At 41.9% G+C, this 14,824-nt stretch carries 10 protein-coding genes; 6 read left to right on the top strand and 4 right to left on the bottom strand.

Features of this window, described 5'->3' with window-relative positions; genetic code table 11:
• Nucleotides 1–92: 92 nt before the first annotated feature.
• Entirely contained in the window at nucleotides 93–1,442 is a 1,350-nt protein-coding gene (locus FKN93_RS11665; RefSeq protein WP_170905145.1) for an MFS transporter, read from the top strand.
• Nucleotides 1,443–1,514: 72 nt separating this feature from the next.
• On the opposite strand, the gene FKN93_RS11660 is transcribed toward FKN93_RS11665, so the two are convergent.
• The 3 genes from FKN93_RS11660 to FKN93_RS11650 all read right to left on the bottom strand — a co-directional run bounded on the left by FKN93_RS11660 (nucleotide 1,515) and on the right by FKN93_RS11650 (nucleotide 7,028).
• On the bottom strand, nucleotides 1,515–2,513 hold the full coding sequence (locus tag FKN93_RS11660) for a substrate-binding domain-containing protein (protein ID WP_170905144.1): 999 nt from the start codon (nucleotides 2,511–2,513) through the stop codon (nucleotides 1,515–1,517).
• A gap of 240 nt (nucleotides 2,514–2,753) precedes the next feature.
• Nucleotides 2,754–3,770: a substrate-binding domain-containing protein gene (locus FKN93_RS11655; protein WP_170905143.1), complete on the bottom strand. Its 1,017-nt coding sequence runs from the start codon at nucleotides 3,768–3,770 to the stop codon at nucleotides 2,754–2,756.
• Between the two features lie 153 nt (nucleotides 3,771–3,923).
• Entirely contained in the window at nucleotides 3,924–7,028 is a 3,105-nt protein-coding gene (locus FKN93_RS11650; RefSeq protein ID WP_170905142.1) for a beta-galactosidase, read from the bottom strand.
• A 691-nt stretch (nucleotides 7,029–7,719) separates the two neighbouring features.
• Here FKN93_RS11650 and FKN93_RS11645 point away from each other — a divergent pair.
• Nucleotides 7,720–9,837 carry an alpha-galactosidase gene (locus tag FKN93_RS11645; protein WP_170905141.1) on the top strand — a complete coding sequence of 706 codons (2,118 nt, stop codon included), beginning with the start codon at nucleotides 7,720–7,722 and terminating at the stop codon, nucleotides 9,835–9,837.
• Nucleotides 9,838–10,164: 327 nt separating this feature from the next.
• Nucleotides 10,165–11,526, top strand: coding sequence for a melibiose:sodium transporter MelB (gene melB / locus FKN93_RS11640; protein WP_170905140.1), 1,362 nt, complete (start codon nucleotides 10,165–10,167; stop codon nucleotides 11,524–11,526).
• A gap of 66 nt (nucleotides 11,527–11,592) precedes the next feature.
• Here the strand turns inward: melB and FKN93_RS11635 are convergent, their stop codons facing one another.
• On the bottom strand, nucleotides 11,593–13,296 hold the full coding sequence (locus FKN93_RS11635) for an FAD-dependent oxidoreductase (protein ID WP_170905139.1): 1,704 nt from the start codon (nucleotides 13,294–13,296) through the stop codon (nucleotides 11,593–11,595).
• A 145-nt stretch (nucleotides 13,297–13,441) separates the two neighbouring features.
• Between FKN93_RS11635 and FKN93_RS11630 the strand changes: the two genes are divergently transcribed.
• Genes FKN93_RS11630 through FKN93_RS11620 form a run of 3 tightly spaced genes read left to right on the top strand, consistent with a single transcriptional unit; the run spans nucleotide 13,442 to nucleotide 14,657 of the window.
• Nucleotides 13,442–13,762 carry a metalloregulator ArsR/SmtB family transcription factor gene (locus FKN93_RS11630; RefSeq protein ID WP_154171127.1) on the top strand — a complete coding sequence of 107 codons (321 nt, stop codon included), beginning with the start codon at nucleotides 13,442–13,444 and terminating at the stop codon, nucleotides 13,760–13,762.
• Between the two features lie 10 nt (nucleotides 13,763–13,772).
• Nucleotides 13,773–14,192 carry a YeeE/YedE family protein gene (locus FKN93_RS11625; RefSeq protein ID WP_158145028.1) on the top strand — a complete coding sequence of 140 codons (420 nt, stop codon included), beginning with the start codon at nucleotides 13,773–13,775 and terminating at the stop codon, nucleotides 14,190–14,192.
• A gap of 33 nt (nucleotides 14,193–14,225) precedes the next feature.
• A complete protein-coding gene (locus FKN93_RS11620) occupies nucleotides 14,226–14,657 on the top strand; it encodes a YeeE/YedE family protein (RefSeq protein ID WP_170905138.1) in 432 nt (143 codons plus the stop codon).
• Nucleotides 14,658–14,824 lie beyond the last annotated feature (167 nt).

Raw genomic sequence — 14,824 nt, 5'->3', positions numbered from 1 at the left:
TTGATAAATGGGTCGGCGCCCAACCTATAATTAACTTAATTGAGACGTGAACGATGACTACTCTACAAAACAAACTTACCAATAAGGAGCTGATGTCTTACTTCGGCTACGGAGTAGGCCAGTGCTTTAGCTTTGGCCTAGTCGGCTCTTTTATTCTCTATTTCTATACCGATATTTTGGGGATTTCACCGATTGCAGCAAGTACGATTTTTTTGATTGCTCGAGTTTGGGATGCAGTCAATGACCCGCTTATTGCCGGATACATGGACACTCTTGAATCTCGCTTCGGTAAATTCCGCCCTTACATGTTGTTTACGCCGATTCTGATTGTTTTGGTCACGGTCGCGGCGTTCTACAACATCGATGCTGATACGTCGACAAAAGTGATGTACGCCGGTATCACTTACATTCTTTGGGGTACGCTTTACACCATTTCTGATGTGCCCTTTTGGTCTATGTCTTCTGTTATGACGGATGAACCGCAAGAGCGAGCAAAAGCGGCAACCTGTGCCATGTTAGGGGTGAATGCGGGTATCGGCGCGACTTTGGTTGTATTTCCGAAACTGAGTGTGTACTTCTCTGATGGCCGTGCAGATCAGGGTTACTTACCAGCGGTAATTGTACTGATGATTGCGGGTTTACTCTTTATGTTGAACGGTTTTTACAACACTAAAGAACGAATCTCGACGAAAAACTGCGAAAAAGTTACGTTAAAACAAACCTTCCAAGCCGTTCGTAAGAACAAGCCGCTGTTTTTTATTTTGGCTGCGTTTTTTATGAATGTATTCTTCAACCTAGTTAACGGACTGTACATTTTCTTTTTCACTTACAACATGGGTGATGCTGGATTAGTCTCTTTGATTGGCACAATTACTTTGGTTAGTGCGATTGCATGTTTAGCTACACCTGTATTAACGAAGCGTTTCAAAAAACGTGACATTTTTATTGCGCTGTGTGTTTTAGAGATCATCGCTCGTATTGGATTCTATTTTACTGGGTACACCAATCCAACCGCTGTGATGATATGGTTAGCGGTAATAACAGGGATCTTTATGATGACTAACCCTCTCATCTCAGCAATGATCGCTGATACGGTCGAATATTCTTACTACCATAGTGGTAAACGGACCGCCGCGATTACTTTTTCGGGACAGACCTTTACTGGTAAGCTTTCTGTTGCTGTAGCTGGTGGTTTAACTGGGATAATTTTAACGATGATCGGTTATGTTCCCAATGTAGAACAAACAGAAATGACGCTGAATGGAATATTTTTCTGTATTGCATTGCTACCAGCGTTAGGAGCATTAGTGCGCATCTTCATTATGTCCCGTTATACATTTACTGAAGATCAACACGCAATTTTACGAGAGAAGTTGCAGCGAGGTGAATTTGCTGAAGGTGTAGATGTTAAGTCTGTAAAACCACATGAAGCATTGAGCTAGATACCCACAATTGTTTACAATTAAAGCCCGCTTAATAAACAGTGCGGGCTTTTTATCGTAATTAGATTGTGATCAGCAGCGTTCGACAGAGTTTCTACGTACGAGAGTTGGGGTGAATATGGCTGTTTCTTCTTCAATCACGTCATCACGTGATAATGCCAAAGCTAAGTGAGCGGCGCGTTCAGCCATCATCTCAATAGGATAACGAATCGTAGTAAGACTTGGATGAACAAAACGAGCAATTAATCCATCATCAAAGCCAATGATAGAAATCTGATTGGGCACTTCAATCCCATTTTGTTCTAAGGTCACCAATGCGCCTGCCGCCATATAATCGTTATAGGCGACGACTCCCGTGATCTCTAATGACTTTGCTAATAGATTAGTCATAGCGAGTTCGCCGCCATCGCTATTAGGGTGGCCGTACTCGATGTAGCTTTTAGGTAGCTCAATACCATAGTCACTGAGCGCGGCTTGATAACCTTGTAGACGTTCATCGGTATCTTCTATGTCTTGTGAGGAGGCAATACAAGCAATTTTTCGATGACCATGACGAAGTAAATATTCCGTTGCTAAGAATGCTCCTTTGCGGTTATCGAGTGAAATACAGCGCTCGGCTAGCTCTGGGATATAGCGATTAATCAGAACCATACCTTTGACCTCTTTGGCGTAACCAATCAACTCCTCATCAGATAAGCCTTTAGCATGCACCACGAGTGCATCACAACGGTTGTTGATGAGTAACTCTAAGGCTTGGCGCTCATCATTGGGGTTATGGTATCCATTACCGATCAATATGTGTTTACCATTTGCTCGGGCAATGGTATCGACGGCTTTGACTAAAGTACCAAAAAAGGGATCAGAGACATCTGATACTAAGACGCCCATTGTTTTTGTGCTCTGACTAACGAGAGCACGAGCGGCCGCATTGGGTCGATAACCGAGGGCATTCATTGCTTCTGTAACGGCGTGGATTGACGCTTGACTGGCTTTCGGGGATTTATTGAGTACGCGGGAAACGGTAGCAACGGATACGCCCGCAGCTTTTGCAACATCTTTAATGGTAGCCATGGGTAATATATAACCTTTCATTTTAATAAGTGATGAATACACTCACACAACGGTTGGTGAGCGGACTACGTTAATAGCCTAAAGAGAGGTTTTCATCAGCGTCTTTAATGGCAGATTTAGCCTAGCAAGTTAGATTGATGATAATACCATGAATCAATAATAATTTTTCGACTAATTAATTGAATAATATGCCAATTAATGATTCAAGCTGTTTGTTTTTTTGACTACCGATTAATCCCCTTAAGGGATGTTTTGATTGTTCACTGCCACAGTAGAACGTCTAACCAATATTGGTAAGAATAGACGTTGTGTATGGGATTGTATTACCTCTTTATTTATCAACTGAGTTGAAAGTTTGACGGCTTCAGCGGCCATGACTTGTATTGGGTAACGAATAGTGGTTAGGCGAGGGTAGATGTAACGTGCGATATGACCATCGTCAAAGCCTACAATAGAGATATCTTGAGGGATTCGTATCTCATTTTCTTGTAGTAATGCCATGCAACCTGCAGCCATATAGTCGTTATAGGTTGCAATTGCAGATAACGGTATATTTTTGGCGAGAAGGTTGACCATGGCTAACTCTCCGCCTTTTTCATCTGGTTCTTCAAATTCAATATAACTTTCTTTTATCGTAATATGATTGTCTCGCAGAGCATCGTAATAGCCTCGGAGTCGATCATGCGCATCTGCAATATCATGACTAGAACAAATATAGCCAATATCCCTATGACCATTTTTAATTAAATATTCAGTTGCAATGTAGGAGCCTTTATAGTTATCTAAAGCCACACAGCGAGATTCTATTCCAGGAATACTTCGATTAATCAGCACCATTCCCGGAATTTCATTAGCCAGTTGTCGAAGTTCTTCATCGCTCATACCTTTGCTATGTACAACTAAAGATTCGCATTGGCTATTGATCAGTAGGTTGATGGCGTTTCTTTCTTTATCAGCATCATGGTACCCACTGCCTATTAATAGTTGTTTTCCTTGTTCACTAGCGACGGTATCAATGGCTTTGACCATGCTGCCAAAGAATGGAGATGAGACATCATTGACCAATACGCCAATAGTATTGGAAGATTTACTTACTAGTGCTCTAGCGTTTGCATTGGGTCGATAACCCAATACTTTCATTGCTTGTTGTACGGCTTTAACCGCTTTTTCACTCGTTTGGGGTGAGTTATTGATGACTCGAGAAGCGGTCGCTATGGATACACCTGCAGCTTTTGCAACATCTTTGATAGTCGTCATAGGGTTCTCTAGTATTGTCGGCCGTGCCATTTAACACCTCATCACTAGAAAATTCAAATCCTATCAATGTAATTGTTGTGTTGTTTCAAGATATTGAGTTAACGACTTTAGAAAAAGCCCCTAGAGATAATCAAGGGGCTAAATCAAATTTAGTTAACTAACGGTGTTAAGCATGGATTTTAAAGTAAGGCTATATTGATAGGATTTCGCACAAAGTTGATACTCTTTATGTACGCTTGGGCTCCATGAGTCGTCACCACCGACCCCCATGTGTTGGTGATCAATCCTCACATATATTTTATCTTCTATGAGCAGTTCATTGGTATGCTTTGCTTGGGTTAACTGTTCTTGATTATATTGACTAACACTAAATTGAAAGTTTCCTATAATTTCTAATTGGTTAATGCTTAATCTTTGAACGTTGCAGCGTAGCCCGCTATCGGTCGGGAAGATATAGGGTGTGTGCATTTGCTGTAATGTTTTTTCGTAACAGCCAAAACGTGCTGCGGACAAGCGATCTGGATAGTTTTCAAATGGACCTAAGCCTTGCCATGTAATGATAGGGTTTTTCTCATTCAAGGGCAAAATGAGTTCCAAACCAATGCGTGGTATTGGAGGGAGTTCGTCGGCCAGTTTTACATCAACGTTTAGTTGCATCTCTCCGCTATTTTTTAGTGTTTGTGTCCAAGTGGCGATCGCTTGAATGACGCCATTAAAATGATAAGCGAAACTTGAGGTTACTTGCACCGAGTGTGTTAGTGTTTCACTATAACAGCTTACACATTCGCGCTTCCATCGGCCAATACCAGCGCTGTCCCAACGACATACCCAAGCGTTGGGATCCACATTATCCACTTCACTTATACCGATGTCGTTATCCAGTGGTGCTCGGAAGAAGTTGTCTTGTGGCGCAGCTAGTAGCTGAGCTTTACCGTTGACTTTCCAATCAATCATCAAGCCTGTTTGGCTATCCCAACACCATTGATGCTGACCATCTAGGCTCGTGACCATAATCATGTTATTGGTTTGGCTCGTTAGTGGTGGCGGTTGGACTTCCAGTTTAGGCATCACTAGGCCTTTGCCATGACAAAGTGCAAACTGTTCCGAAGCGCAGATGTGGCCAGCGGGTGCCCAAAGTGTCTTTTCAACCAAGATAATGTCAGTATTTAAGTGATATTGTGCGTCTAATCGGGGGGCAAAATTTAAATCAACCGATATGATTTCTTGGCTATCTGCCTTGATATTCAGTGCGATTGAACCAGATTGAATCGCTTTGCCATTTTCCAACAGTGACCAGTTTAATTGTTCGTTATCGGTAGCACGGAATAAATGTTCATTTGTCACGAATAGCTGACAAACTCCATTCGTTTGTCCTTGTAGTGAAACGCTAATCATACGTTGACAATGTTTGGCTTCTTCTAACGTAGGGTGTACCGTGCGATCTGGGAAAATCAAGCCATTGATGCAGAACTGTCGGTCGTTGATTTCATCACCGAAATCTCCACCATAGGCCCAAAAGTGTTGACCATTCTCATCCCACTGGCTTAAACCTTGATCAACCCAATCCCAAACAAAACCACCTTGAAGGCGAGGGAATTCTCGAAATGCATCCCAATACTCGTTAAAACTGCCTAGACTATTGCCCATGGCATGGGCGTATTCACATAATATTAGTGGGCGAGTTTCATTGGGCAAAGAAATCCATTTCTTGATTGACCATTTTGGTACGGCTTTATCTTTTATCGTTGTATTCACGCGGGCATACATAGGGGCAATGATATCCGTTGCCTCAGTGTTAGCTCCACCTCCTTCGTATTGAACTGGACGAGAAGGATCGTAATTTTTTGACCAAGCGTACATGGCATTGTGGTTACTGCCATGACCAGATTCGTTACCCAACGACCAAATAATAATCGACGGGTGATTCTTATCACGCATGATCATTTGGGTATAGCGACTCATGTAGGCGTGTGCCCATTGTGGATCGCTTGAAAGGCGATTCATCGGTTGCATACCGTGAGTTTCGATATTGGCTTCATCGCATACATACAAACCGTATTGATCACACAGTTCATACCAACGTGGGTGATTGGGATAATGAGCGGTACGAACTGCGTTGAAGTTGTATTGTTTCATTAGACAGATATCGTGGATCATATCTTCTTCTGTCATGACATGGCCTAGCTCTGGATGATGCTCATGGCGGTTAACGCCACGGATCAACAAGGGTTTACCATTGAGTTTCAATTGACCATCACGGATTTCCACTTTTCGAAAACCAACTTGGTATGCTTCACTTTCTTGGTGGTGACCATTTTCATCCAATAATGAGACGATTAAGCGGTATAGATGGGGAGTTTCTGCGGTCCATTTTTTAGGATTGTGTAGATGTAGAGTCTGGAATACAACGTCATTCCATGTACCACGCTCATCAATACGACGGTTATGTGGTCGATCAATTTTTGGTTCTGTTACTGCCTGCTCGCCCTCAAAAAGTTGGACTTGAACTTGGTAAGTGTCTGGCGCTGAAATGTGAGTCACGATAGACAGAGAACCATCACGATAACATGCGTCGAGATCCGGAGTAATGAAGACATCTTCAATGCAGTGCTTAGGTTTAGAAAGTAGGGTGACATCTCGGAAAATACCACTGAGCCACCACATGTCTTGGTCTTCTAAGTAACTGCCGTCACACCAACGAATCACCATTACGGCAAGCGTATTTTCGCCTGCAAAAAGGTGTGGCGTTAGGTCAAATTCAGCGGGCAAACGACTATCTTGACTATAGCCTACCCACGTCCCATTACACCAAAAGTGGAATGCAGAGTTTACGCCATCAAAGATGATGCGTTGAGTATGGGTAAGATCGTCTGCTGATAGTGAAATTTTGGTTCGGTAGCAGCCCGTTGGGTTCTCTGCTGGAACAAATGGTGGCTTTACCTCAAATGGATATTTGACGTTAGCATAGATGGGCTTGTCGTAACCTTGTAGCTGCCAGTTGGAAGGAACCGTGATCTCAGCCCAATTTTCATCATTAAAGTTGGTTTCAATGAATTGTCCATCGACTAGTTCTGGTTTATTGAAAAGCTTGAATTTCCACTGACCATTGAGTGATTGACGTTGAGTATGAATACCATCACGTGCATGGTTAATGTGACGAAAACTGTGAAGTGGGCTGTGTGCTTTTAGGCAGTGAATGTTCACGGACTGCGGATTCTCCCAGTCACGTCGTTGAATAATATCTACAAATGTTGTCATGAATTCTTTACCTAATTATCGGTTTTTAAATAAAGTTTTAAGGAGAGCTTAAGCGTTTTAGTTAACGTAACCCACGGTTGCTGCTAATTGATTGACTCGCCAAACTTCAGCTTGTGTATAGAGGTTAAATCCCAGCGTTATCACCTGTCTTTTTACTTTATGTCTATGGATTTATTTTTCGCTAAGCTTCTAATCTGGCAAATAGTATAAATAATTTTGGAAACGTTTTCAAGATAAAGGTAGCATTTTAATATTGACTATTGTTAGGGAGTTTTTTTTTGTGATTCTCATCATGTTTTCATGAGGCGTTAAATAAGTAAGAGACAAGAATACCTAATAAAATGTGCTGGCATAGGTAAGGAAAAAGAACAGGTTTAGACACGTTATAACGGTTCTCAACGTCTTGAGAACACGAGTATTGATCTCAATCGCTAGCAGTAAGGTGCGCTAATGAAGATGACTATAATAACAGGATGTGCGTTATTTCATTAGGTTGGATTACGTTTTTGACGCACTAAACTGTGCCTTCTTGTTTTCTGACTCTTTTCGTCATAAAAATAACTAATTCCAATAAATATTTCCAAAGCTTTGCGCATGAAATGGAAACGTTATCATTATTTGTCGAAGCTCACAGTTTATTTCGTCAATTTATTTATCATACCAAACTGTACCCAACATCAAGGTAAAAAACATGCGGCAAAAAACACTGGTTCAGCTAACAGGTAAGCAGACTCAACTTATTGTTGAGCTTGGAGATTATGCTGAAGTCTTATATTGGGGGATAGATGTGGGGGATGGCGTTGAGCGATCGCGTCTCACTTTGTCCCGTCCTGTACCATATGGGCGTTTAGATGATGATGTACCAATGACTTTGCTTCCTGAGCTTGGCCGCGGAGTGTTTAGTAGCCCGGGTTTGGAAGGTCATCGTGATGGTCAACATTGGTCCCCCGTATTTGCGATAACTCAAATCGAGAAAAATAAAGATAACATTGTTATTGAGAGTGAGGATGTCACTGCTGGTGTTCATTTAAAAACGGAGTTAAAACTCGATGAACATGATGTTTTGCAAACTCGCTGTACGTTGACCAATATTCGGGCAGGGGTTTACCAAGTTAATCGTTTTGCTAATACGCTCCCTCTGCCTGTTCGTGTTAATGAGTTGATGACTTATTATGGGCGCTGGGTGCATGAGTTCCAAACGGTTCGTCAGCCCCTGTTACAAGGCGGTTATCAACAAGAGAACCGACGCGGTCGAACTTCTCATGAGCATTATCCTGCGCTTGTTGCTGGGACTTCGCATTTTGATGAAATGAACGGAGAGGTATGGGGTTTCCATTTTGCTTGGAGTGGAAATCATCGATTAAGAGTCGATGTAAAAGCAGACGGTCGTCGTTACATGCAAGCTGAAGTCATTTATTTCCCAGGAGAAATCGCGCTCAAAGAGGGTGAAAGTCTCACAACTCCTTGGCTTTATGCAAGTTATAGTCATTCGGGGTTGAATGGAATGAGCCATCATTTCCATTCACATGTCAGGGATGCCATTTTATCGAAAAGCTTTCGTGATAAACCTAGACCCATTCATTTAAATACATGGGAAGGTATCTACTTTGATCATAATCCTGAATATATTATGTCAATGGCAACCCAAGCAGCAGAGATGGGCGTTGAGCGTTTTATTATTGATGATGGATGGTTTAAAGGAAGAAATGGCGATAAAGCTGGCCTAGGAGATTGGTTTCTATGCCCCTTTAAGTACCCGAATGGTTTACAACCTATTGTCGAACATGTGAATCAATTAGGTATGGAGTTTGGATTGTGGTTTGAACCTGAAATGATCAATACAAACTCCGATCTCTTTCGCGCACATCCAGAGTGGTTGCTCGCTATTGATGGATATGAGCAACCCACTGGACGCAATCAATATGTGATTAATCTACAGAATGAAGAAGCTTTTAACTTCTTATTTGAGCGACTTGACTATTTTTTATCAACCTACAATATTGCCTATATCAAGTGGGATATGAACCGTGAAGTTGTTCAACCGGCTCATCTAGGCCAAGCCTCAGCGTACAATCAAACATTACGTTACTATGAATTGGTCGATAAAGTTCGAGTCAAACATCCTCAAGTTGAGATTGAATCGTGTGCTGCTGGAGGAGGGCGTATTGATTTTGAGGTGCTTAAACGAACACATCGTTTCTGGGCTTCAGATAATAATGACGCGTTAGAGCGTCAAACGATTCAACGTGGGATGAGTTACTTTTTCCCACCAGAAGTGATGGGAAGTCATATAGGATCGAGCCATTGTCATAGTACCCGAAGACAGCACAGCATAGAATTTCGTGGTTTGACTGCGCTATTTGGCCATATGGGAATAGAACTAGACCCTGTTAAAGAAACAAAATCAGAAAAAAAAGGTTTTGAGCGTTATATTAAATTACACAAGATATTACGTCCATTACTACACACTGGTAGAACTTGGCGAGTACCTACCGATGACCAAGCGCACCAAATCCATGTTGTGGTAGCCAATGATCAATCTGAAGCGGTTGCGATGATCGCTCAGCTTGCGATGCCAACCAATTCATTAAGCGGCCAACTGAGAGTTCCGGGATTAGCGCCACAAGGCTTATATCGAGTTTTTCTTCTAGATAAACCTTCAAATTACGATGATATTGTCAATTATCAGCCTCTCTGGACTGAGTCTGGTTGTGAAGTTTCGGGGTTATGGTGTGAGAAAGTTGGTCTAACAATACCAATTTTGGATCCTGAAACGGCAATATTGGTCAAGTTCGAACGTATGGATTAAGTGTAATCGTTAAATCCTCACTGTTGATATTTTTAGGCCGTTTAACCAGAAGGTTAAACGGCTGTTCGTGTTGCTTAAAAGTAATGTTAACCATAATTTTATTATTATAACGTTTTGATTTTAATAATTTTTAATGTTATCTAGGGATTATTTATGTGCTATGTCTCATTTTTTAAACTCCGATGTAAACGTTTCCATAAGCTGGTGATAGATCACAGTAAGGTATCAGGTGTATAGATAGCATTAGCGTCGAACAATAAATAAAAGACATTGATGCCATGAGTTCTTATCAAGAAACTCATAGCAGTACGATACTAAGGAACGATTATGTCTGATAAAATTACGCTACAAACTAAGGTTTCTTACGGCCTTGGTGCACTCGGTAAAGATTTTGCCTGTGCTCCTATCTATATTTTCTTAATGTTCTACTTCACTGACGTTGCCGGCTTACCCGCGGCTTTCGTTGGTACCATCTTTTTAGCTGCTCGTATTATTGATGCGATCACTGACCCTATGATGGGAGTCATTGTCGATAATACGCGCTCAAAGTTTGGCAAATTCCGCCCATGGATTGTCATTGGTACACTGCTAAATGCGGTCGTTCTGGTTGGCTTATTTAGTACACATATGTTTGAAGGTACAACGCTTTATATCTATGCTGCCGCCGCTTATATTTTGTGGGGATTAACATACACCATCATGGATGTTCCTTACTGGTCAATGATTCCAGCGCTATCTAGTTCTCGTCAGGAGAGAGAAAAATTAGTGGTATGGCCGCGTTTATTTGCAAGTCTTGCTTGGTTTGTGACCGGAACTTATGGTCTGTATATTGTTGGCGAGCTAGGGCAGGGTGATCAAGGTAAAGGATTTTTTAATGTTGCGATGCTGATTGTTGTACTATTTATTATGAGTGCTTTTTTAATTGCGCGTAATGTAAAAGAAAAAATAGCCCCTCCGATGACGATAGCAAAATTTAGCTTTAAAGATGTATTAACGATTATTGGAAAAAATGATCAACTTAAAGCATTGATTGGTACCGTTCTTTCATTTCAAATCGCGAACCTTCTTGTTGGTGGTTTTGCTATCTATTATTTTTCTTATGCATTAAATAAAGCAGAATTATTTCCTGTTTATATGATGTTTGCCGGTATTGCTGAAGTAGCTGGTGTGTTTTTATTTCCGAGAATTGCAGCTTTATTACCTCGTAAATATTTGTGGATGATTGCCTGTGGCTTTCCAATTTTATCCTGCTTTATTTTATTAATTATGGGATTTGTTGCTCCGGCCAATGTAATTATCATTGGAATCGCAGGGGCTGCTATTAAATTTGGTGTAGGTATTGCCAACGCTCTTCAAACCGTAATGTTGGCTGATGTCGTAGATTATGGTGAATATAGAACGGGACGTCGTAGTGAGAGCGTTATTTTTTCTGTGCAAACCATGCTGGTTAAATTTGCTGGTGCAGCAGGCGGTTTTATCGTTGGTATAGGTCTGAGCATTATTGGCTATGTACCCAACGTTGAGCAAACAGAGAGTACGATCGCTGGACTAGAGTTCATCATGATAGGATTACCTGCCGTTTTAATGTTAGTGAGCGGTATGATTTATCAGCGTTATTACCATTTGCATGACGGTTTTGATGCAACCAAAATGAAAGAAGAGACTGTTCGAAAGCAAGTGGTAGCATAATTATATGATGAGCATCCTACGCTGACTGTTCAGGATGCTCTATCTCTTCGATATATAAAGTGGTTATCACACTTTGGAATAAAAATAAGTACGATATCCACCAATCAAATTACGAGCTTTAAAGCCGTTGTTGACTAGTTGACGATAAGCGACGTTACCGCGTAACCCGACTTGGCAGTAAATAACAATCTCTTTATCTTTTGGTAGTTCGTTCATACGTTGACGTAATTGATCAACCTGAATATTGATATCCCCTTGTAGATAACAACCCTCTTGGCGTTCTTCAGGATTGCGCACATCTAAAATGATCTGATCGTCACTCAGGGTGGCGAGTTGATCAAAGTGAATCGCTTTTGCATCACCTTTCATCAGGTTGGTAGCCACAAACGCGGCTTGGTTAATCACATCTTTTGCACTGCCGTACGGTGGCGCGTAAGTTAACTCTAGGTGCTGAAGTTGTTCCACTGTCATACCAGCGCGTTGCGCTACGGCCATCACATCAATACGTTTATCAATTCCGTCTTTGCCAACCGCTTGCGCGCCGAATATTTTGCCATTATTGGGATCAAATAACATTTTAAATGAGACAATTTCTGCCCCCGGATAGTAGCTGGCATGGCTGGCGGTGTGGACGTAGACTTTTTCGTATTCGATCCCTTCACGTTTTAACTGTTTTTCGTTTTTACCCGTGGAAGCAACGGCAAGATCAAAGACTTTACAAATAGCGGTGCCTTGTGTTCCTTGATACGTTTCTTGGCGACCAAACATATTGTCGGCTGCCATTCTACCTTGTCGATTTGCAGGCCCCGCCAGTGGCACGAGTGTTGGTTTACCTGTTACAAAGTCTTGCTCTTCAACCGCATCGCCAACGGCATAAATAAAAGGATCACTGGTTTGCATTTCTGCGTTAGTCCAGATACCACCGAGTTGACCAATCTCTAATCCAGCTTGTTGCGCTAGTGTGGTTTCAGGCCGTACGCCAATCGCCATAATCAATAGCTCAGTGGTTAACGAGTCGCCATTACTTAATGTTAATGACAGTTGGCCACACAAATGCTGAGTAGAATCTTGCTCGCCAGCATCCGTATTCGCAATAGAAGTGGTTGCGACAAATTCAACCGATTGCAATGCGACACCTAAACGTAAATCGATGCCTTGGTTGCGAATTTCATGGTGGACAAAGCCGGCCATTTCTCTATCGACGGGTGTCATGACTTGATCGGCCATTTCAATCAGCGTGGTTTTAATCCCAAGTTGATGAAAAGCTTCCATCATTTCTAAACCAATAAAACCACCACCGACGACAGTCGCGTGAGTGGGCTTGTTCATCTGGATCGTTTGGATAATGCGATCCATATCGGGAATGTTACGCAGCGAATGTGTGAGTGGATTATCAAGACCAGCAATAGGAGGAACAATCGGACTCGCCCCTGGGCTAAGCAGTAAGAAATCATACGATTCGTTATATTCGGTACCATCGACAAGGTTTTTCACGGTAACCGTTTTTTCTGAGCGATTGATTGCTATCACTTCATTCATCACTCGCACATCAACGTTAAAACGAGCAAGAAAACTTTCTGGTGTCTGTAGCAGTAATTTACTGCGATCCTGAATATCACCGCCGATGTGATAAGGCAAACCGCAATTAGCAAAGGAAACGAACGCTCCTCGTTCGAACATGATAATTTCAGCCTCTTCACTTAAACGACGAGCTCTGGCTGCGGCAGATGCGCCACCTGCGACGCCACCAATAATAACGATTTTGGTCATGATTACCTCTTCTAGCTTCTAAAAATGCTGACAACGAGTATAAGCTAATGAATTAGTTTTTTCTAATTTTTATTAATCTAAATAAGTGTTGACTAATTTAGTGGTTGATTACTATTATGTTGACAGTGTGACCGGAGATAAGCGTATGGCTGAGATAAATATTGATCAAATGCAAGTTCATATTGATGAGGTCACGGAATTACTAAAAATTATGGCCCATCCTGAACGGATGATGGTGCTGTGTCAGTTGATTGAAGGTGAAGTCGCGGTAGCTCAGTTACAACAAGCGTCTTTATTGAGTCAATCCGCCTTATCGCAGCATCTTGCTTTACTGCGTAAACAGCGATTGATCAGCGCACGTAAACGCTCGCAACAAGTTTTTTATTCTTTGGCTGATCATAGAGTTAAACAACTAATCGCTAGTTTACAACGTATTTTTTGTCACCCAAATAACGCTAACTCATGATGAGGTAATTATGACATTTTCAATTCCTTGGTATTCGCTATTTGGCGGAATGTTACTTGGCGTCTCCGCCACTTTATTGCTGTTATTAAACGGTAAAGTTGCTGGGATCAGCGGCATCCTTGGTGGTTTATTAACCCCCAAAGCGCAAGATACCGCATGGCGCTGGTTATTTATGATTGGTTTGGTGGCGGGAGGCGTGTTTGGGGTGCGCTTACTGGGAGCCGAAGTGCCTTTACAGTACTCATCGAGTACAGGAATGTTAATCATCGCCGGTTTACTGGTTGGTTTAGGCACTCGCTTAGGTAATGGTTGTACCAGTGGCCATGGTATCTGTGGTATTGGACGTTTGTCGCTGCGCTCTATTGTTGCTACGGGAATCTTTATGTTGGTTGCTGGTATTACCGTCTTTGTTCGTTTGCATCTTCTTTAAACGCATAGCTTTTTTTATTAGTAAGGATAGATCATGAATACGTTCTTATTTCGTTTAACGTCACTGGTAACGGGCTTATTGTTTGGTCTCGGTATGGTGATTTCTGGTATGGCGGATCCGACCAAGGTGATCGGCTTTTTAGATGTTGCTGGCGCTTGGGATCCAAGTCTAATGTTTGTGATGGGTGGTGCATTATTGGTCTTTATGCCTGCTTATTTTATTGTGATCAAACCAAAATCTAAGCCCCTTAATGCCTCGAGTTTTAGTTTGGCGAATAATCCTCATCTCGATAGTCGTCTGATTAGCGGCGCGGTTATTTTCGGCTTGGGTTGGGGGTTAGCAGGCATCTGCCCTGGGCCAGCAGTGTCAAGTTTAGCGCTAGGTAACCGTGACGTATGGGTATTTTTTGTGGCTATGTTGGTGGGTTTATTTGTCATGGGACAATGGCTAAAAACCAAAAACTAGTTACTTAAGTGGTTTGGTTTATGGCGTATTGAAAAATGTCAGTAAGTGTTCACCAAGCCCCTATTGACAGAAAAAGTGTGACACTCAGCACTTGATCCACTTTTTACTATTGAGTGATCATTCCAGTGCTTCATCCTGTTTGTTATGAGCAGAAAGAAAGCCCCTAA

It is taken from the genome of Vibrio sp. A8-1 (assembly GCF_013048685.1).
GTDB classification, from domain to species: domain Bacteria; phylum Pseudomonadota; class Gammaproteobacteria; order Enterobacterales; family Vibrionaceae; genus Vibrio; species Vibrio metschnikovii.
The sequence above is the reverse complement of the archived record's forward strand: the minus strand, read 5'-3'. Positions and strand labels throughout refer to the sequence as shown.